Source organism: Roseateles sp. P1_C6, from assembly GCF_056406315.1.
The window spans coordinates 543,914-563,908 of record NZ_JBFUAK010000003.1; the positions used below are offsets into that span (position 1 = coordinate 543,914).

Here is a 19,995-nt window from a genome sequence, read left to right on the forward strand (position 1 = left end):
GCCGCGCGTGGCGGCATCGTGTCGGGGTGGAGGAGGTCAGCCGAACTCGCTGCGCAGCGCGGTGTACAGGCGCTGGAAGCCGGCGTGGCGCGGCTGCAGCGCTGCAGCCAGCTCGGGATCGGGTTCAGCGACGCGGGCGATGTCGGGCGTGCGGCAGACCTCGTCCACCGTGCCGCCGCAGGCCAGCCAGGCCAGGCGTGCGGCGCCCAGCGCGCCACCGGCTTCGGCGCCGACGCCGTTGACGAGGCGGGTGTTCAGCAGCGACGCGAGCAGCCTGGCCCACCATTCGCTGCGGGCGCCACCGCCGACCAGCCACAGCGAGTCCGCCGCGCCACCGCCCGCTTGCAGCGCCTGCCAGCCGTCCAGCAGGCCGAAGCCCACGCCCTCCAGCACGGCATAGCCCAGCGCCGCCGCGTCATGCTCGTGCGTGAGGCCGAAGAACACGCCCTGCGCGTTGGCGTTGTTGTGCGGCGTGCGCTCGCCGCTGAGGTAGGGCAGGAAGAGCGGCGCGCGTTCGCGCTGCGCGGCGGGCAGCGCAGCGATCTGCTCGATCAGCGCGGCCTCGCTGGCCTGGCCCAGGGTCTGCGTGACCCAGCGCAGCGCGCTGGCGGCGCTGAGCATGACGCTCATCTGGTGCCAGGTGTCGGGCAGCGCATGGCAGAAGGCATGCACCGCGTGCGCCGGGTTGGGGCTGAAGCGCTCGTTGCACAGGAAGATGACGCCCGAGGTGCCCAGCGACAGGAAACCCTGGCCCGGCTTGACGACGCCCATGCCCACCGCGCTGGCGGCGTTGTCGCCGCCGCCGCCGGCGATCGGGATGCCGGCGTGCAGGCCCCAGCGTTCGGCCAGCTCATGCCGCAGCGCGGCGCTGGGCGCACTGCCTTCGACGAGGCGCGGCATGTGGCCTTCGTTCAGTCCCGTCAGCGCCAGCGCCTCGGGCGACCAGCGGCGGCGGGCCACGTCCAGCCACAGCGTGCCGGCGGCATCGCTCATCTCGCTGACATGCGAGCCGCTCAGTTGCAGCCGCAGCCAGTCCTTGGGCAGCAGCACCTTGGCGACGCGGCTGAACAGCTCGGGCTCGTGCTGGCGCATCCAGGCCAGCTTGGGCGCCGTGAAGCCGGGCATGGCCAGGTTGCCGGTGATGGCCGGCAGCTCGGGGCAGGCGGCCATCATCTCGGCGCACTGCGCGGCGCTGCGGCCGTCGTTCCACAGGATGGCCGGCCGCAGCACGCGGTCGGCCGCGTCCAGCGTGACGGCGCCATGCATCTGGCCCGACAGGCCGATGCCGCGCACGGCCGCGAGTGCGCTGCCGTGCTGGGCCTTCAGCTGGGCCATGCCCTGGTCCAGCGCCGCCCACCAGTCGGCGGGGTTTTGCTCACTCCACAGCGCCTTGGGCCGCTGCACGGTGAGCGTCACGCCGGTGGTGGCGACGATGCGGTGCTGCTCGTCGAGCAGCAGCAGCTTCAGCTCGGACGTGCCGAGGTCGATACCGAGGAACATGGTGCGTTGAGTTCTGAATTGCGTTTTGGGCCGAGCGCCGGGCCGCCCCAAGCCGGCCCCTTGGGCGATGTGCATGCGGCTCCATGCCGCATGTATCGCCGTCCCCTCGGGGGATCGACCAGACGCACCCGCGTTCAGCGAGGTGCGTCTGGGCGAGGGGTCAACAGTCCTTAAACGAAGTTGTTGACGATGTTCTCCAGGCGCTCCTGGCGGCCGGAACGGGCGACCGGCGAGAGGCCTTGCGCGTGCACGAGGCTGGCCAGGTCGTCGAGGCTGGCGCCGCCGTGGATCTTTTGACCCAGCTCGCCGTTCCAGCCCGCATAACGGTCGCCCACGACCTTTTCCAGCTGACCGCTCTCGTACAGCGCGGCGGCGCTGAGGAAGGCGCGCGCCATCGTGTCCATGCCGCCGATGTGGCCCTCGAGCTGGTCGGTGGGGTCGATGGACTGGCGGCGCACCTTGGCGTCGAAGTTGGTGCCGCCGGTCGTGAAGCCGCCCGCGCGGATGATCTCCAGCATGGCCGGCACCAGCGCCGCGTGGTTGTTGGGGAACTGGTCGGTGTCCCAGCCCAGCTGCTCGTCGCCGCGGTTGGCATCGATGGAGCCGAAGATGCCCAGCGCGCAGGCGGTGGCCACCTCGTGCTCGAAGCTGTGGCCGGCCAGCGTCGCGTGGTTGACCTCCAGGTTGACCTTGACCTCGTTCTCCAGGCCATAGGTCTTCAGGAAGCCGTAGACCGTGGCGCTGTCGTAGTCGTACTGGTGCTTGGTGGGCTCCTGCGGCTTGGGCTCGATGAGGATGGTGCCCTTGAAGCCGATCTTGTGCTTGTGCTCGACGACGGCCGACAGGAAGCGGCCGTACTGCGCCAGTTCGCGCTTGAGGTCGGTGTTCAGCAGCGTCTCGTAGCCCTCGCGGCCGCCCCACAGCACGTAGTTCTGGCCGCCCAGGCGGTTGGTCCACTCCAGCACATGCTTGACCTGCGCGGCGGCATAGGCGAACACCTCGGGGTCGGGATTGGTGGCCGCGCCGCTCATGAAACGCGGGTTGGAGAACAGGTTAGCCGTGCCCCACAGCAGGCCGATCTGCTTGTCCTGCATCTTCTTGCCGGCGGCTTCGAGCAGGCCGTCGAGGATGCGGTTGGACTCGGCCAGCGTCGCGCCTTCGGGAGCCACGTCGCGGTCATGGAAGCACCAGTAGGGCAGGCCCAGCTTGCCGAACAGGTCGAAGGCGGCGTCCAGCTTCAGGTAGGCCGCCTTGACGGCGTCGGCCTCGGCGAACCAGTTGCGCTGGTGGGCCGTGGCGCCCAGGCCGAAGACGTCCTCGCCCTTCCAGCAGAAGTTGTGCCAGTAGCAGACGGCCGGGCGCAGGTGCTCGGCCAGCGTCTTGCCCATGACGACGCGCTTGGCGTCGTACCAGCGGTAGGCCAGCGGGTTGGTCGATTGGGGGCCTTCGTATTGAACGACGGGGAGGTCGGAATAGGCGGTGCTCATGGCGAGGTCCTTACTGCGGGAAGCGATGGAGAAGGTGGAGAAAGAAGGCGGCGGAGATCAGGCGGTGGCCGGCACGGCGGCGGCGCTGCCGTCGGGTGGGTCGTCGGCGACGCCGGCCTTGCGGCGGCGCTGCGCGAGTTCCTCCGACATCTGCAGCGTCGTGCGCTTGTCGAGCTTGTTGGCCAGCATGCACAGCGTGCAGGCAGCAAACAAGGCGCCGACGCCGAAGCTCGACGCGAAGCGGTAGCCCTCGATGGCGTTGGGCGCCGTCGGCGCCTGCGTGTCGTAGCCGAAGAAGCCGGCCAGCAGCCACAGGAAGCCGGCCGAGCCCAGCGCCAGGCCGGACTTCAGCGAGAAGCCGATGGTCGCGAACACCATGCCGGTGAAGCGGCGGCCCGTCTGCCACTCGGAGTAGTCGGCCGCGTCGGCGTACATGGCCCACATGACGGCGATGGTGGGCGCGTAGAACACCGAGCCGAGCATGTGCAAAGCCAGCATGCCCCACACGGCCGTGGGCGGCATCAGGTACAGCGCGCAGGCCTGCAGCGTCGACAGCGCGAAGCCCACCGTCGCGACCGTGCGCTTGCCGAAGCGCGCCGACAGCCCGGCGGACAGCATGATGACGACGATGGTCGTCGCGAAGCCGGCCATGTTGAGGATGCTGTTGTAGACGTCGGCGACGTTGGACGTGGCGAGGCTGTCGCGCGTGCCGTGCACGATGTAGCCCAGGCTGTCGGCCAGGCTGCCGGTGCCGGCCGGGTCGGGCGTCGTCAGGCCCAGTGCCGCGACGAAGTCGAACATCGCCGCCTTGTCGACGTAGTGGTGGTAGTAGTTGAAGTGGGCGCCACCGCGCATGGACAGCATGCCGAAGTTGAAGACCGTGTAGCAGACCAGCGCCAGCCACGGGCCGTTCTTCAGCAGGTCGACGAAGTCCTGCTTGGGTGTGGCGTTGACCTCCACGATGGGCTTGATGCGCTCCTTGGTCGTGAAGAAGGTGACCATGAACAGCACCAGGCAGGCGGCAGCCCAGATGGTCATCGTCATCTGCCAGCCGTAGGCGCGGTCATGGCCTTGCGCGAACTTGGCCACCAGCGGCAGCGTGAAGCCACCGACGATGAACTGCGCGACGTTGACCGACACGAAGCGGTAGGAGTTGAGCTTGGTGCGCTCGTTGAGGTCCGCCGTCATGACGCCGCCGAGCGCGGAGTAGGGCATGTTGTTCATCGAGTACAGCGTCATCAACAGCGTGTTGGTGAGGCCCGCGTAGGCGATGACCATGCCGGTGCTCCAGCCCCAGCTCTTGTCCGGCGTCGTGTAGGCCAGGATCATGACCACGGCCCAGGGCACGGCCGTCCACAGCACCCAGGGGCGGAACTTGCCCCAGCGGGTGTTGGTGCGGTCGGCCAGCACGCCCATGACCGGGTCGAAGACGGCGTCCCACAGCCGCGGCCACAGCAGGATGGCGGCGGCCGTGCTGGCGCTCAGGCCCACCACGTCCGTGTAGAAGTTCAGCTGGAACAGCACCATGGACATGAAGACCAGGTTGGCGGCGGCGTCGCCGCAGCTGTAGCCGGCCTTTTCCAGGAAGGAAAGTCTGTGGCTCATATGTCTCCTCTTGTGTTTTTGCGGCTGCGGCGCTCGTCGGCGCCGTCAGGCCTTGGCTTCGTAGCTCAGATGGTCGAAATCGGCGGTCTTGCGCGTGCCGGCCAGGTCCTGGCAGGCGATGCCGATGAAGTTGCCGGTGAAGCCGAAGCTGTGGGCGAAGCCGTTGATGAAGCGGGTCGCGAATTCGTCGCTCAGCATGGCCGTGTCCAGCGCGATGCCGATGGGCTGCCAGGGCTGGCCGTCCTGGCGGACGTGGAACTGGTAGCTGTCGTGGCTGAACTCGACGGCCAGGTCCACCGGGCCGTCGGCCAGCGGCAGCGGCGCGCCATTGGCGCTGTAGGCGCCGTCGCGGTTGACGTGCAGGCAGGCGACGCGCCGGCCGCTGTCGGGGTCGCAGGTCACGTGCAGGTAGGCGTGGTTGCGGGTGTTGTAGTAGGCGACCAGGCCGGCCATCTGGTGGAAGTTCTCGGGCGCGAAGTCCAGGCGCGTCTCGACGCGGCAGTTGAAGTGCTGCTGGCGGCGCGCGACCAGGCTCTGGTCGAACAGGCTCATCAGCGACTCGCGGCCCGTCAGGCGCAGGTGGCCGGGGCGCGCGGTGAGCGAGGCCCAGCTTTCGTCAAAGGGCTTGCGCAGCGAGTTCAGGTGGCCGCTGAACGTGGTCGAGTCGAAGTCGTCGCGCGCGGCCTCGGCGGGGAAGGGGTGGGGCGGCAGGTCCGGCGCGGCCACGGCCAGGCTGGGCTGCTGACCGTTGCCGCCGACGACCTCCGGCCAGTCGTCGTCGCGCCAGTGGATGCGCTGCAGCGCCGTCTCGCGGCCAAGCGGGCAGTGCAGGCCGGCGTAGCCGTCTTCCGGCGCATTGGCGTCGGCGTTGGGGCCGCTCCATTCCAGCGGCCGGCCGCACAGGTGGGCCATGAACCACTCGCCTTGTGCCGTCTCCACGAGGCTGGCGTGGCCCGAGCGCTGCAGGCCGTCGGTGGGCTTCTGCCACGCGGTCAGCAGCGGGTTGCCCGGCAGGGTTTCGTAGGGTCCGTCGAGATTGCGCGAGCGGGCGAGCGTCACGGCATGCTCGTAGAACGTGCCGCCCTCGGCGGTCAGCAGGTAGTACCAGCCGTTGCGGCGATAGATGTGCGGGCCTTCGACGACGCCCAGCTCGGTGCCGAGGTAGATGTTCTTGATCGGGCCGACGAGCTTCTTCGCCTCGTGGTCGTACTCCTGCAGCAGGATGCCGTTGAAGTGGTTCTTGCCGGGGCAGTGCGTCCACTGCTGGTTGACGAGCCACTGGCGGCCGTCGGCGTCGTGGAACAGGCTGGGGTCGAAGCCCGAGCTGTTCAGGTAGATGGGCTCGCTCCACGGGCCGTCGATGGTCGGCGCCGTGATCAGGTAGTTGTGCGTGTCCTTGAACGCGCCGATGGTGGAGCGCACGTCCGTGTAGATCAGCCAGAACTGGCCGTTCGAATAGGTCAGGCAGGGCGCCCAGACACCGGCCGAGTCGGGGTGGCCGGTCAGGTCCAGCTGGCTGGGGCGCGTGACGGCATAGCCCTGGTGGCGCCAGTGGACGAGGTCGCGCGAGTGGTGGATGCGCACGCCCGGCCACCACTCGAAGGTGGAGGTGGCGATGTAGTAGTCGTCTCCGCCCTCACCGGGAACGCGGCAGATGGACGGGTCGGCATGGAAGCCCGGCAGGATGGGATTGGCAATCATCGTCAGAGGGGTGCGTTCAGGCGCCATGTTGGGGGCGCGTCTCGGTGGAATGGGAGAGCAGGGGTGCTGGCGTCGCGTGCGGGCGGCCGGCATAGGCCAGCAGCGCGCCGATCAGGCCCAGGCCGGCCGCGGCAGTCAGTGCTTGTGCCGCGCCGGAGACCTTGGCTGCGGCGACGCAGGCGTCCCAGTGCGAGGTGATCAGCGACACCAGCAGCAGCCCCAGCGCCGCGACCAGGCCGCCGGCCGTCAGCAGCGGGCGGTGCGGCTGCGCCAGGTCCAGGCCGGCATCGACGTTGACGCGCTCGAAGCGGCCGCGGAACCACAGCAGGAAGACGGCCAGGCTGGTCAGGTGCATCAGCCCGGCGTAGACGAAGGCCCATTGCTGCGTGCCGGTCCACTGCACCGTCAGCGCCGTCAGCAGCGCGATGAACATGCCGCCGATGCCGCCCGCCGTGGCGCCCAGGCCGATGACGGCGCCGGACACCTTGGTCGGGAACAGGTCGGTGGCGGAGGTCAGCAGGTTGGCCGACCAGGCCTGGTGGCAGGCCGTGGCCAGCGTGATCAGCGCGACGCATAGCGCGAAGCTGTCGCTCCAGTAGGCGATCAGGCTGGCCGGCATGCAGGCGGCAAACAGGCCCATGGTCGTCAGCCGCGCCCGGCCCACCGGCCAGCCGCGCTGAGTCAGGTGACCCGACAGCCAGCCGCCGAAGATGGAGCCGACGCTGGAGCCCAGGTAGATGAGGGCCACGAGGCCGGCGCTCTTCAGCGGGTTCTGGCCGCGCTCGCGTTCCAGGTACGACGGCAGCCAGAACAGGAAGAACCACCAGACCGGGTCGGTCAGCAGCTTGCCGAGCAGGAAGGGCCAGATCTCGCGGTAGCGCAGCAGCGCCGTCCACGGCAGCCGCACGGCCTGCTCGCCCGGCGCCTGGCCGGCGCGGATGTAGGCCAGTTCGGCGGCGGCCAGCTTGGGGTGGCGCTCCGGCGCATGAAAGCCGTGCTCCCAGAACAGCAGCCAGACCAGGCCCGCCGCGCCGATGGCGACGAACGCCCATTGCCAGCCGAAGCTGAGCGCCAGCCACACCGTCAGCGGCGACGCGATGATGCCCAGCGCCGTGCCGGCGTTGAACACGCCGGTGGCCAGCGCGCGCTCCTGCTGCGGGAACCACATCGCCACCGCCTTGATGGCGGCCGGGAAGTGCGCCGCCTCGGCCATGCCCAGCAGGAAGCGCACGAGCACCAGGCCCAGCACCGTGGCCACCAGGCCGTGCGCGGCGGACGCCAGCGACCACAGCACCAGCGCGACACCCAGGCTGCGCTTGACGCCGAAGCGGTCGATGCCGGCGCCGATCAGCGGCGGGAAGGCGGCGTAGGCGGCCGTGAAGGCGAAGGTGATCCAGCCGTAGTCGGCATCGGTCAGCGCCAGGCCGCCGGCCTCGAACGGCTGCTGCAGGCTGGTCTTCAGCACCGACAGCGCGTTGCGGTCCAGGTAGTTGATCGTCGTCGCCGCGAACAGCAGCGCGCAGATCCACCAGCGCTGGCGACCGGTGACGGCGGCGGCGACATCCCTCGTCACGCCAGGCGTCCAGGGCGATTGGTAGCGCTAGCGATTGTCCGGGTAAACCCCTGTCGCTGTGGCGACCTGAAATGGGGTCCGGACGCTGTGGTGTTCAAAGGCCTGTCTCCGATGTAGGGGGCACCTGCGCGGTGCTTGTTTATGGCATGCTGCGGACGCAAATGTAGCGCTACCATTTGGGTTCGCGCAAGCCTGGATTTCGTGGATCGGCGAGGAGACTGGATGAAGACGGTGGGCAAATGGCTGGGATGGATGCTGCTGGCGCTGCTGCCGGCATGGGCGTCGGCCGAGGACGGCGCGGCGCTGTGGCTGCGCTACCGGCCGCTGCAGAGCGCGGCGCTGGCGCAGCTGCAGGCCAGCGCGCAGGCCATCGTGACCAGAGGCGCCGCGTCGCCCACGCTGCAGGCGGCCGTGGTCGAGTTGCAGCGCGGCGTGGCCGGCCTGTCGGGTCGGCCGCCGGCGCTGTTGCGCAAGATCGGTGCGGGCGCGCTGGTGCTGGCGACGCCCGCCTCGCTGCCCGAGCTGGGTTCGCAGCTGCAAGACCTGGGGGCCGAAGGCTGGCTGCTGCGCCGCACGCGGCTGCAGGGTCGGGACGTGACGCTGATCGCGGCCAATACCGACATCGGCCTGCTCTACGGCAGCTTTGCCTGGCTGCGCGCGGCGCAGACGGGCGTGGACCTGGCCCGGCTGGACCAGCGCTCGGCACCCAGGATCGCGCTGCGCCTGCTCAACCACTGGGACAACCTGGACCGCACGGTGGAGCGGGGCTACGCCGGCCAGTCGTTGTGGGACTGGTGGAAGCTGCCGGACATCCTCGACCTGCGCTACACCGACTACGCCCGCGCCAACGCGTCGCTCGGCATCAACGGCACGGTGCTGAACAACGTCAACGCCAAGGCGGAGTCGCTGACCGCGCCCTTCCTCGCCAAGGCCGCGGCGCTGGCCGACGTGTTCCGGCCTTACGGCCTCAAGGTCTGGCTGTCGGCGCGCTTCTCGGCGCCGGTGGAGCTGGGCGGGCTGAAGACCGCCGACCCGCTGGACCCGGCCGTGCGCGCGTGGTGGCGGGCCAAGGCTGATGAGATCTACCGCGCCATTCCGGACTTCGGCGGCTTTCTCGTCAAGGCCAACTCCGAAGGCCAGCCGGGGCCGCAGGACTATGGCCGCAGCCATGCCGACGGCGCCAACATGCTGGCCGCGGCGCTCGCCCCGCATGGCGGCGTCGTCATGTGGCGGGCCTTCGTCTACGCGGCCGACGCCAGTGACCGCGCAAGCCAGGCGTTCGCCGAGTTCCAGCCGCTGGACGGCCAGTTCGCGGCCAACGTCATCGTGCAGGTCAAGAACGGCGCCATCGACTTCCAGCCGCGCGAGCCCTTCCACCCGCTGTTCGGGGCGATGCCGAAAACGCCGCTGGCGCTGGAGCTGCAGATCACCAAGGAATACCTGGGCTTTGCCACCCACCTGGTCTACCTGGGCCCGCTGTTCGAGGAGGTGTTGCAGGCCGACACGGGCCGGGGCGGCACGGTGGCGCGCGTCATCGACGGCAGCCTGGGCGGCCAGCGGCTGACGGCGATGGCCGGCGTCGCCAACATCGGCACGGACCGCAACTGGAGCGGCTCGCAGTTCGACCAGGCCAACTGGTACGCCTTCGGCCGCATGGCCTGGGACCCGGAGGTGCGCGCGCGCGCCGTCGCCCAGGACTGGGCCGCGCAGACCTTCACGGCGCGGCCGGCCGCGCGTGACGCCATCGCCGAGCTGATGACGCGGTCGCGCGAGGCCGTCGTGGACTACATGACCCCGCTGGGCCTGCACCACCTCATGGGCACGGGCCATCACCACGGGCCGGCCCCCTGGGTCGACAACCTGGAGCGCGCCGACTGGAACCCGACCTACTTCCACCGCGCCGACCGCGGCGGCATCGGCTTCGACCGCACGCCGACGGGCAGCAATGCGGTGGCCCAGTACGCACCGTCGGTGGCACGCCGCTTCGCCGACCCGCGCACGACGCCACCCGAGCTGCTGCTGTGGTTCCACCACCTGCCATGGGAGCACGCGATGCCGTCGGGCCGCACGCTGTGGGCGGAGCTGATCGGCCGCTACGACCGCGGCGTGGCGACGGTGGACGACCTGCGCCGGCGCTGGGCCGCGCTGCGGCCGGACATCGACGCCGAGCGACATGCCGAGGTGGCCGCCTACCTCGCGGTGCAGGCCCGCGAGGCCCGCTGGTGGCGCGACGCCTGCATCGCCTACTTCCAGTCCGCCTCCGGGCTGCCGCTGCCGGCCGGCGTGCGGCCGCCCGAACACGACCTCGCCCACTACAAGGCGCTGCGCTTCGGTTTCGCGCCGGGCCGTGGCGGTTGACCATGGAAGATCGCGCAACCATGCGCTTGATAGAGAATCGCGGCTCCAGCCCGGCAGCGTCTGTCCGGCTGCCAAGAACAATGAACACTCGAGGTGCAGATTGAAGCCAAACGTGCGTCAGGGGCGCAGCACCAAGGTCGCCACCATTGCCGACGTGGCCAGTCTGGCCGGCGTGTCGCCGATGACGGTGTCCCGCGTGGTCAACGGCGAGCTCAACGTGCGCCCGGGCACGCGGGAGAAGGTGCAGGCCGCCATCGCGCAGCTCAACTACCTGCCCAACCAGGCCGCCCGCCACCTCGCCGGCTCGGAGCCCATCCGCATCGGCATGCTCTACATCGACCCGACCGCGGGTTACCTGAACGAGTTCCTGATCGGCCTGCTGAACAAGGCCAGCATGCGCCATGTGCAGCTGATCGTGCAGCGCTGCGAGGCCGAGCGTGACGGCGAGGAAAAGCCGGTCGCCGAGATGATTGCCAACGGCATCGACGGCCTGATCCTGCCGCCGCCGTTCTGCGATTCTCAGGTCCTGCTCAAGCTGGTCGCCGAAACCGAAACGCCGGCCGTCGTCGTCTCCAGCGGCGTGCCGCCCGAGGCCGTCTGCGCGGTGGGCATCGACGACTACCAGGCCGCCTACGAGATGACGCGCCACCTGCTGAACCTGGGCCACCACCGCCTGGGCTTCATCATTGGCGACCCCTACCAGAGCAGCAGCGCGCGCCGGCTGGCGGGCTTTCACGCGGCCATGAGCGACGCCGGCCTCAACATCGAGGAGGAAGAGGTCGTGGCGCAGGGCATGTTCACCTACCGCTCGGGCCTGGACGCCGCCGAGACGCTGCTGTCGCAGGAGCGCCGGCCCACGGCCATCTTCGCCAGCAACGACGACATGGCCGCGGCCACGGTGGCCATTGCCCACCGCATGGGCCTGGACGTGCCCAGCGACCTGACCGTCGTCGGCTTCGACGACGCGCCGCTGGCGACCACCATTTGGCCGGAGCTGACCACCGTGCGCCAGCCCATCATGGAGATGGCCGGCGCCGCGGTGGACCTGCTGGTGCGCCACATCCGCGCGCGCAGGAGCGGCGAGCCGCTGCCCTGCGAGCATGAGCTGATGGACTTCGAGCTGGTGCGCCGCCAGTCCGACGCCGCGCCGCGCCTGCGCCCGCCACTGCGCATCGGCGCCTGACACCGCCAACCCCCTCGGGGCCCGCCGCCGGGCCGGAGACTCATCGATGCAAGAACTCACCGCCATGCGCTTCAAGCGCCTGTTGCTGACCGGCGCCGCCGGCAACCTGGGCCGCGTGCTGCGGCCGCGCATGAAGCGCTACTGCGAGACGCTGCGCCTGTCGGACCTGGCCGCCATGGACCCGGCCGGCGACGGCGAGGAGGTCGTGCCCGCGGCGCTGGAGGATGCGAGCGCGATGCTGTCGCTGCTGGAGGGCGTGGACGCGGTGCTGCACTTCGGCGGTGTGTCCATCGAGAAGCCCTTCGAGACGGTGCTGCCGGCCAACATCGTCGGCGCCTACAACGTCTACGAGGCCGCGCGCCGCCAGGGTGTCAAGCGCATCGTCTTCGCCAGCTCCAACCACGTGACCGGTTTTTACGGCCAGGGCGAGACCATCACGCCCAAGGCCCCGCCGCGGCCGGACAGCTTCTACGGCCTGTCCAAGGCCTTCGGCGAGAACCTGGCGCAGTTCTATTTCGACCGTCACGGCCTCGAGACGGTCACGCTGCGCATCGGCTCCTGCTGGCCCGTGCCCACCGACCGCCGCATGCTGTCCAGCTGGCTCAGCTACGACGACATGGAGCGCCTGCTGGTGGCGGCGCTGACGGCGCCCGTGGTGGGCCACAGCGTGGTCTACGGCGTCAGCGCCAACCGCTCGACCTGGTGGGACAACGCAGCGGCCAACCACATCGGCTTCCGGCCGCAGGACAGCTCGGACCCGTGGCGGGCCGAAGTGGAAGCGCGCCAGCCGCATGTCGACCCGGCGCAGCCCGAGGCCCGCTACCAGGGCGGCGGCTTCGTCGTGCTGGGGCCTTTCCCGTTTGCCGGCCAGGAGGGCGCATGAGCAGCGGCCCGGTCATCCCGTTCCAGCCCGCGTCGCGGCTGCCCGACGCGGCCTTCGAGCTCCTCGCGCCCGAGGGCCGCGAGCTGCGCCTGTTCTCGGCCTGCGTGGAGCAGCTGGCCACCGGCCTGCAATGGGCCGAAGGCCCGGTCTGGTTCGGCGACGGTCGCTACCTGCTGGTGTCCGACATCCCGAACGACCGCATCCTGCGCTGGGACGACTGCAGCGGCGCCGTCAGCGTGTTCCGCCAGCCCAGCGGCAATGCCAACGGCCATGCGCGCGACGCGCGAGGGCGCCTGGTCAGCTGCGAGCACCTGGGCCGGCGCATCACGCGCACGGAGCTGGACGGCCGGATCACCGTGCTGGCCGACCGCTTCGACGGCAAGCCGCTGAACTCACCCAACGACATCACCTGCGCGCCCGACGGCGCCGTCTGGTTCACCGACCCGGAGTTCGGCATCTCCGGCGACTGGGAAGGCGCGCCGGCGGTGCGCGAGCAGCCGCATGGCGTCTACCGCATCGACCCGGCGAGCGGCGAGCTGCAGCGCGTGCTGGACGACCTCGCCGGCCCCAACGGCCTGGCCTTCAGCCCCGACGGCACGCGGCTCTATGTCGTCGAAAGCCGCGCGCAGCCGAACCGGCTGATCTGGTCTTACGGCGTCAATGGCGCGGCCTTGAGCGACAAGCGCCTGCTGATCGACGCCGATGGCCATGGCGCCTTCGACGGCATCGCCATCGACACGCAGGGGCGGCTGTGGTGCGGCTTCGGCGGCGGCGGCCAGCCCGGCGCCGATGCGGCGGCGCTGGACGGCGTGCGCGTCTATGCGCCCGACGGCAAGCCGCTGGCCCACATCCACCTGCCCGAGCGCTGCGCCAACCTGTGCTTCGGCGGCGCCAAGGGCAACCGCCTCTTCATGGCCAGCAGCCATTCGCTGTACGCGCTGTATGTGAACGCGCGCGGGCTGGTCCGCTGATGGCGGACGCGAGCATCGCCGCGCGCGAATACGGCCGTCTGCCCGATGGGCGCGTGGTGCACGAGTACCGCCTGGACAACGGCGGCGGCCTCGTGCTGACGGCGCTGGACTTGGGCGGCATCGTCACCGGCCTGTGGGTGCCGGATGCCGCCGGCCGCAGCGACAACGTCGTGCTGGGCCTGCGTGACCTGGATGCCTATCTGAGCGGTGCCGGCTCGCACCTGGGCGTCATCGCCGGCCGCTACGCCAACCGCATCGCGAACGCCAGCTTCGAGCTGGACGGCGAGCGCTACACGCTGGTCGCCAACGACGGCGCCAACTGCCTGCACGGCGGCCCGGCCGGCTTCGGCGCGCAGTTGTGGCGCGGCATGCCGCAGCCGCCGGCGGCGGATGGCAGCGTGAGCCTGCTGCTGACGCGCGACAGCCCCCACGGCGAGATGGGTTTCCCCGGCACGCTGCAGGTCGGCGTGCGCTACACGCTGGGGGCGGACATGAGCTGGCGCATCGACTACGAGGCCCGCTGCGACCGCCCGACCGTCGTCAACCTGACGTCGCACGCCTACTTCAACCTGGGCGGCGCCGAATCCGGCTCGGCGCTGCAACACCGCCTGGCGTTGCAGGCCGGCCGCTACACGGAACCGGACGCGAGTGGCGTGCCGGTCCGGCATGTCGATGTCGAAGGCACGGCGTTCGATTTCCGTCGCGAGCGCGAGATCGGCATGGACGTCGGCTATGACCACAACTGGCTGCTGGACCATGCGCTGGACGGCGGCCTGCATCTGGCCGCGCGTCTGAGCGACCCCGCCTCCGGGCGCTGGATGGAGGTGCTGACGACGGAGCCGGCGATCCAGTTCTACGCGGGCACCTGGCTGAGCGGTTCGCTGACCGGTCCGGGTGGCGTCCCGTACACGCGCGGCGCCGGGGTGTGCCTGGAAACCCAGCACAGCCCCGACTCGCCGAACCGCCCCGTCGGCCCCGACTGGCCCAGCACGGTGCTGCGGCCGGGCGAGGTCTTCAGGTCGGCGACGCTGCATCGTTTCGGCAGCCTGTAGCAGCGGGCACGACGCCACGCGCTCAATGCTGGTCCGGGTCTCGAGTCTGCTGCTTGCGCCGGCGGGACATCTCCATGCCCATGACGCGGCGGCAGCCGACGCCGTGGCTGCCACCACGCAGCATCACAAAGAGCTGCTGGAAAGCGATTCGGTGCGCACGGCGGAGGCGGATCGCGAACGCGGGCACCGGCGAGCCGTTGGTCATCGCCGTTGAACTCAAGCCCAAGCCGTAGAAACCGGCGGCCGTTCAGAAATGCATTGAAGCGGCATCGGCGCCCATGGCATCGGCAATCAGCCGCATGTCATGGTCGCTGACGGCAAACAGCCCGAAACGGAACGAGTAGCCCCAGCGCGCGCGGTCCTGCACGAACTCGAAATGGTCCAGCAGCGGCGCAATGGGCGCCTCGTGTGCGGGCACATAGGTCACGTCCTTGCGGAAGGGAACGAAGCCACCGCCCATGTCGAAGGCATAGGGCTCGCCGGGCTTCACCAGTCCCAGCGACACGAAGGCCTGCAGCTTGTCGCTGCCGCCCATGGTCACCGTCGGCGCGTAGTAGGCGACGCGGTCGCCGGGCTTCACGCGCCTCAGCGGTGCGACCTTGCCATGGCACACCTGCATGTAGCCGGCGTCCGGCTCGGCGCAGCCGCGGCGTGCATGGGTGGCGCTGGCCACTGCAATCCAGTTGCCGCGCGACGCGGTCGTTTCAGGTTCGGGCGCTGGCGCCCACAAGCTGGCCTGCGCCCACGTGTTTGCTGCTGCCATGTCCATACGCGTCATCATGGCTGCTGCCTTTGCGAAATCTCAGGAGCCGCGATGGTGACGAAGGCGATTGACAACGGCTTGTCAGCAGTGCCGCTGGCGCCGGGAGGTCGGGCCGGGCGCCGAACGGCGCAAGGCGCGGGTCTCTGGCCAGCCTCTAGACCGGTTGCCGGTAGCGCTGGCCCTTGAAGCGCAGCACCAGCTCGCGCGGGCCGATCTGCTCCAGCACGAGGTCGGGGCCCAGCTTGGCGCCTTCGCGCACCGCCTCGCCATTGATCATCACGAAGCGGCTGGCCGGGTCGTCCGAATAGACCGAGCCGCTGATCACCAGCTTGGGCAGCTCGCGGCGCGTGCTCTCGGGCAGCTCGGCCAGCCGCGGGATGGGCATGTCGGCCGCGGGCGCGGGGGCCGGAGCGGGCGGTGCTGCGGGCACCGGTGCCAGCTTGGCGGCGACCACGGGTGCGGGCACGGGGGCAGCAGTCACGGCGCCGGGCGGTGGCGCGGGCGGCAGGTAGGGCGAGGCTGAGGCTGCCGGCGGCGGTACTGGCACGCTGACCACTGGTGGCGCGGCCGGCGGCGCCGTGGCGACCTCGGTCGCTGGCGCCGGCAGTGCAGCTGATGCAGCCGGTGCAGCCGGTGACTGGGCATCCGGCTGCCCGCTCGCCCACCAGCTGCCGGCGCCAATGCCGGCCAGCAGCAGCAGGCCGCCGCCGGCCCAGGGCAGCCAGCGGCGTGGGCCAGCGGCCGGCGCGGCCGGGCGGCCGGATGGCGCCTGCGTGTGCAGGCCCGGCACCTGGCCGCGTTCACGTTCGCGGTCGGCTTCGGCCCGGCGCAGGGCATCGAGGATGTAGGACATGGCGGTTCGGTCGCTCGATTCTGGGGTTCAGCGTGCCGCGTCCAGGCGCGGCTCGGCCACGCCGGTGGCCCGGTTGATCTGCATCAGTGTGATGGGGCCGATGCGGCCATCCGGCTGCAGGCCCTGGCTGGCCTGGAAGGCCTGGAACTGGCGGGTCAGTTCGGTCCAGCTGGTCGTCGGCGCGACCGCGCTGGCGGGCTCGGCGGCGGCGCTGGCCGGTGCGCCGATGCCCGGCACGCTGGCCAGCTGCGTGGCCAGCCAGGCGCGCAGCGGAGCGATGTTCTCGGCCCGGTTGACATAGCCTGGTGGCACGCGCCACAAGGTGGTGAACTCGCCGCGCCAGGCGCCGGCCAGTTCGGGCAGCGCGACCCGGCGCGGCCTGCCGTCCACCAGCAGCGTGGCCTGCTGCCCATCCAGCGCCACCAGCGTGGCCAGGGCCGGCGCGTGGCCGGGACGCTGCAGCGTCAGCAGCACCGGGCGGTCGATCAGGCGGATCAGCGACAAGCTGCCGTTGTTGGTGCGGTAGCACTGCAGGCCACGCTGTGCGGCTGCTGTGCAGGGGTCGGCTTGAGGCTGCAGCGGCAGGCCCCAGCGCTGGGCGAGCATGGTCCAGGCGTCGCCGTCGCGCGGTGTCCAGTCGGCCAGGCGCAGCGGCTCGGGTGCCGGTTCGGCGCTGCTGGCGGCCGACGCCGGCAGCAGGGCGGCACTTGCGGCCGACGCTACGGTCGACGCCGAGCTGGCTGGGGCCGATGCGGCACTCGCCGCCGTGGCCACCGCCGCGGCGCCGGCCCCGCCGCCGCGCTGTTGCAGCCCCCAGGTCAGCGCCCCGCCGGCTACCGCCACTGCCAGCACCGCCAGGCTTGTGCCGACCACCGCCCGGCGCCCGGGCGCAGGCGCGGCGTGCTGCGCGTCGAACACTTCGGCCGCGGCCTGACGCACGATGGGCAGCGTGACCTGCGCCTGGCCGCTGGCATAGCCACCCAGCAGCGCGCGGTCGCACAGCAGGTTGATGCGGCGCGGCACGCCGCGGGTGAGCTGGTGGATCAGGCGCAGCGCCTTGCGGTCGAAGGGCAGGGCGCCGGTGAGGCCGGCCACGTTCAGGCGGTGGCGGATGTATTGCGCCGTCTCGGCTTCGGACAGCGCGCCCAGGTGGAAGCGGGCGATCACGCGCTGCGCCAGCTGCTCCAGCTCCGGCCGGGCCAGCATGCCGCGCAGCTCGGGCTGGCCGATCAGCACCACCTGCAGCAGCTTGCGCTCGCTGGTCTCCAGGTTGGTCAGCAGGCGCAGCTGCTCCAGCACGTCGGCCGACAGGTTCTGCGCCTCGTCGATGATCAGCACGTTGTTGCGGCCCGCCGCGTGCTGCGCCAGCAGGAAGTCGTTCAGCGGGTCGACGTAGTCCTTCACCGTGCGCGCGCCGGGCGGCACGGGGACGTGGAACTCGTCGCAGATCGCCTGCAGCAGCTCGGTGACGGTGAGCTTGGGGTTGAAGATGTAGGCGACGTTGCAGTTCGCCGGGATCTGCTCCAGGAAGCAGCGGCACACGGTGGTCTTGCCGGCGCCGATCTCGCCGGTCAGCAGCACGAAGCCGCCGCCGCCGTCCAGCCCATACAGCAGGTGGGCCAGCGCCTCGCGGTGGCGCTCGCTCATGAACAGGTAGTGCGGATCCGGCGCGATCGAGAACGGCGCTTGTCTCAAGCCGAAGAAGGGCGCGTACATGGGGCGGCAGGATAACCATTGCACCGCGCCGGTCACCCATTCGTGCCGCCGGCACCGTCCGCGCTAGGCCCGCAAGCGCTCCCGCGCGTCGGCGCCCGCCCCGCGAAACGTCGCCAGCCGCTGCGCATACGGGTCCAGCGCGTCCTCGGGTCGGCCCAGGCTGCCTGGCGGCAACCCCGCCACCGCCGCAAAGCGAGCCGGCGTGACCTGGCCTTGATCGATCAGCTCGTCCACCAGCGCCAGCAGCGCGCCGCGATGCGTTTCGATCAGCTGCGTGGCGCGCGCGTGCTCGGCCTGCAGCAGCGCCTCGATGGGCGCGTTGCTGGTTTGCACGTCGGTGCAGACGTTGTCCTCGCTGCTGACGGACACATCGATGCGGCCGATGCGCGATCCGTGGCCGAGATGGCGCAGCATGCGCGCGGCCTTCTCCGTGGCCTTTGTCAGGTCGCTCTCGGCGCCGCTGGAGCTCATCTCCGGCCCGAACACCAGCAGCTCGGCGGCACGGCCGGCGAGGCTGGTGCAGATGTTGTCCAGCAGGTTTTGGCGCGACCAGACCTTGCGCGACGTGTAGGCGTTGTAGCCGCCTTCGAAGCTGGCGACGTGGATCTTGATCTCGGTCGGCGCGCGGCCGAACAGCAGCGCATGCACCAGGCCGTGGCCGGCCTCGTGCACGGCGAGCAGCGCGCGGAAATCGGCGTTGCTGCGCTGGCGCAGGCGGCTGATCTCGAAGGGCGCGGCGATGGCGTGCGACTGGCCGCGCCAGTGCGCAGTCAGGCTGCGGCCGTCGGCCGTGAGGCCCACGCTGTCGCCCGCCATGGCGCCGTGCTCCAGGGCCCACAGCGCGGCCTTCGCCAGGCCCGTGCCCAGGATGGCGTGCAGCGACGAGAACAGCGGCCGCGTGCCCTGCGCGGGAAACACGGCGTTGGCGTAGATCTGCTCGCGCACGCTGGCGTCCAGCTCGAAGTGCAGGCCGCAGCGCTCCGACGTCTCACGGGCGTAGCGTGCGCACCCTTGCTCGATCAGCTGCTCGTACGCGCGGCGCGACAGCGACGGGTAGACCACATGCTCGTTGCCCAGCCGCGCCACCTGCTCGGGCTTGAAGCGCTGGTTCAGCGCCTGCTTCACATCGATGACGCTGAGCTTGGCCGTCACCGCGTGGAAGGTGTCGGCATCGCTGTCGCAGTCGTCCACGCTGGTGGCCAGGTCCTCGTACATCTCGTCGAGGTTGCCGCAGACGAACACGAGCAGGCGGCTGTAGTCGGTGTCCCACTGCTGCTGGCCGCTCTCGCGGAACGCGTGCAGGCGCTGCTGGATCTGCTCCGGCGTCCAGGCCATGATCTCCAGCAGCGGCACGTCGAGCTTGAGGGTGCGCCGCAGTTCCTTCGCATCCCAGCTGCTGAGCTTGAAGCGCAGCTTGGCGTCGTCGACATCGGCCCGCTCGGCGTCGAACGCAGCCTCGGCGATGGACGATTCGATGTCCCCCAGCAGCGACAGCGCGGGCGGCAGCCGGCCGTCGGACAGCAGTGCCCACACGTCCTGGTAACGCTCCACGCGCATCTCGTTGCGCTTGCCGTCGATGGTGCGAAAGCGCTGGAACTCGTCCAGCGCCAGGATGCCCGGCTCCCCCTCGCGCACGCCGCTCTGTGCCAGCATGCCCGAGATGTTCTGCGCGCCACGCCAGCTGGCGCCGTTGGAGAAGCCGTCCATCTGCACTTCGACGAAGCGGTCGTAGAAGCCCAGCAGCTGCGCCAGACGGCGCACGAGCTGGGTCTTGCCCGTGCCGGTCAGGCCCCACAGGCAGACGATGACGGGCCGCGCCACCAGCTCGGGCAGCACGTACCACGCCCTCACCGAATCGATGACGCGGTCGATGATGGCGTCGATGCCGAACAGCTCGCTCTTGAGCTGCGCGGCGACGTCTTGCAGCTGTCGATTTCTCTGCGCCAGTTGCGCGCGCAGTTCGTTCTGGGAATCAGTCATCCCAATCCTTTCTTCGCAGCAGCGCCTGCAGCGCCACGCGATCGGCACCGCGCTGGGCGCCGCGGCTCTGGATGTGTTGGCCTGCGCCGCGCAAGCCGCGCTGGGCCAGCGCACGCGCGACGGGGTCGCGCGCGCCTTCGAGCACCAGCGTCATCGGCTGTTTCATGCGGCGCAGGGCCTTGACCCGGCCTTCTTGCAAGGCGCGGGAACGGAGTTGTGCACTCATTCGGTTTCCGAAAAGCAAAAGCCCCGGCTCTTGGGTCACGGGGCTTTGCACGCCGCGCGGTCTGAGGCCGTATCTGGGAACAGACACGGTTCAGCCGGGGCTCGGGAACCGTGTTCAGTCGATCGTCGAGATGAACAGGGAGGA

At 70.5% G+C, this 19,995-nt stretch carries 16 protein-coding genes; 5 read left to right on the top strand and 11 right to left on the bottom strand.

Annotated features, from left to right (window positions below; all coding sequences use genetic code 11):
* Nucleotides 1-36: 36 nt before the first annotated feature.
* The 5 genes from xylB to AC1D29_RS08225 form a co-directional block, all read right to left on the bottom strand.
* Entirely contained in the window at nt 37-1,500 is a 1,464-nt protein-coding gene (gene xylB / locus AC1D29_RS08205) for a xylulokinase (protein WP_477896003.1), read from the bottom strand.
* Nucleotides 1,501-1,670: 170 nt separating this feature from the next.
* Nucleotides 1,671-2,987, bottom strand: coding sequence for a xylose isomerase (gene xylA / locus AC1D29_RS08210; protein ID WP_477896005.1), 1,317 nt, complete (start codon nt 2,985-2,987; stop codon nt 1,671-1,673).
* A gap of 57 nt (nt 2,988-3,044) precedes the next feature.
* Nucleotides 3,045-4,592: an MFS transporter gene (locus AC1D29_RS08215; protein WP_477896007.1), complete on the bottom strand. Its 1,548-nt coding sequence runs from the start codon at nt 4,590-4,592 to the stop codon at nt 3,045-3,047.
* Between the two features lie 45 nt (nt 4,593-4,637).
* The gene (locus AC1D29_RS08220; RefSeq protein WP_477896009.1) at nt 4,638-6,293 is read right to left on the bottom strand and encodes a glycoside hydrolase family 43 protein; all 1,656 of its coding nucleotides are present in this window, start codon (nt 6,291-6,293) and stop codon (nt 4,638-4,640) included.
* A gap of 16 nt (nt 6,294-6,309) precedes the next feature.
* Nucleotides 6,310-7,866 carry an MFS transporter gene (locus AC1D29_RS08225; RefSeq protein WP_477896011.1) on the bottom strand — a complete coding sequence of 519 codons (1,557 nt, stop codon included), beginning with the start codon at nt 7,864-7,866 and terminating at the stop codon, nt 6,310-6,312.
* A 222-nt stretch (nt 7,867-8,088) separates the two neighbouring features.
* Here AC1D29_RS08225 and AC1D29_RS08230 point away from each other — a divergent pair, with 222 nt between their 5' ends.
* The 5 genes from AC1D29_RS08230 (at nt 8,089) to AC1D29_RS08250 (ending at nt 14,313) form a co-directional block, all read left to right on the top strand.
* Nucleotides 8,089-10,224, top strand: a complete 2,136-nt coding sequence (locus AC1D29_RS08230; RefSeq protein ID WP_477896013.1) for an alpha-glucuronidase family glycosyl hydrolase — start codon at nt 8,089-8,091, stop codon at nt 10,222-10,224.
* Between the two features lie 100 nt (nt 10,225-10,324).
* Complete coding sequence (locus AC1D29_RS08235) at nt 10,325-11,407, top strand: LacI family DNA-binding transcriptional regulator (RefSeq protein ID WP_477896015.1); 1,083 nt, start codon at nt 10,325-10,327, stop codon at nt 11,405-11,407.
* Between the two features lie 46 nt (nt 11,408-11,453).
* Nucleotides 11,454-12,290, top strand: a complete 837-nt coding sequence (locus AC1D29_RS08240; RefSeq protein WP_477896017.1) for an NAD-dependent epimerase/dehydratase family protein — start codon at nt 11,454-11,456, stop codon at nt 12,288-12,290.
* Nucleotides 12,287-13,261 carry an SMP-30/gluconolactonase/LRE family protein gene (locus AC1D29_RS08245; protein ID WP_477896019.1) on the top strand — a complete coding sequence of 325 codons (975 nt, stop codon included), beginning with the start codon at nt 12,287-12,289 and terminating at the stop codon, nt 13,259-13,261. The genes AC1D29_RS08240 and AC1D29_RS08245 overlap by 4 nt, the downstream gene beginning before the upstream one ends.
* On the top strand, nt 13,261-14,313 hold the full coding sequence (locus tag AC1D29_RS08250) for an aldose epimerase family protein (protein ID WP_477896021.1): 1,053 nt from the start codon (nt 13,261-13,263) through the stop codon (nt 14,311-14,313). Before AC1D29_RS08245 ends, AC1D29_RS08250 begins: the two co-directional genes overlap by 1 nt.
* Nucleotides 14,314-14,335: 22 nt before the next feature.
* Here the strand turns inward: AC1D29_RS08250 and AC1D29_RS08255 are convergent, their stop codons facing one another.
* The 6 genes from AC1D29_RS08255 to AC1D29_RS08280 all read right to left on the bottom strand — a co-directional run bounded on the left by AC1D29_RS08255 (nt 14,336) and on the right by AC1D29_RS08280 (nt 19,851).
* The gene (locus AC1D29_RS08255) at nt 14,336-14,518 is read right to left on the bottom strand and encodes a hypothetical protein (RefSeq protein WP_477896023.1); all 183 of its coding nucleotides are present in this window, start codon (nt 14,516-14,518) and stop codon (nt 14,336-14,338) included.
* A 42-nt stretch (nt 14,519-14,560) separates the two neighbouring features.
* Nucleotides 14,561-15,094, bottom strand: coding sequence for an EVE domain-containing protein (locus AC1D29_RS08260; RefSeq protein ID WP_477896025.1), 534 nt, complete (start codon nt 15,092-15,094; stop codon nt 14,561-14,563).
* Nucleotides 15,095-15,230: 136 nt separating this feature from the next.
* A complete protein-coding gene (locus AC1D29_RS08265) occupies nt 15,231-15,929 on the bottom strand; it encodes a general secretion pathway protein GspB (RefSeq protein ID WP_477896027.1) in 699 nt (232 codons plus the stop codon).
* Nucleotides 15,930-15,956: 27 nt separating this feature from the next.
* On the bottom strand, nt 15,957-17,645 hold the full coding sequence (locus tag AC1D29_RS08270) for an ExeA family protein (RefSeq protein WP_477896029.1): 1,689 nt from the start codon (nt 17,643-17,645) through the stop codon (nt 15,957-15,959).
* Between the two features lie 63 nt (nt 17,646-17,708).
* Nucleotides 17,709-19,625, bottom strand: a complete 1,917-nt coding sequence (locus AC1D29_RS08275; protein ID WP_477896031.1) for an AAA family ATPase — start codon at nt 19,623-19,625, stop codon at nt 17,709-17,711.
* Nucleotides 19,618-19,851 carry a hypothetical protein gene (locus tag AC1D29_RS08280; RefSeq protein WP_477896033.1) on the bottom strand — a complete coding sequence of 78 codons (234 nt, stop codon included), beginning with the start codon at nt 19,849-19,851 and terminating at the stop codon, nt 19,618-19,620. Before AC1D29_RS08280 ends, AC1D29_RS08275 begins: the two co-directional genes overlap by 8 nt.
* Between the last annotated feature and the right edge of the window lie 144 nt (nt 19,852-19,995).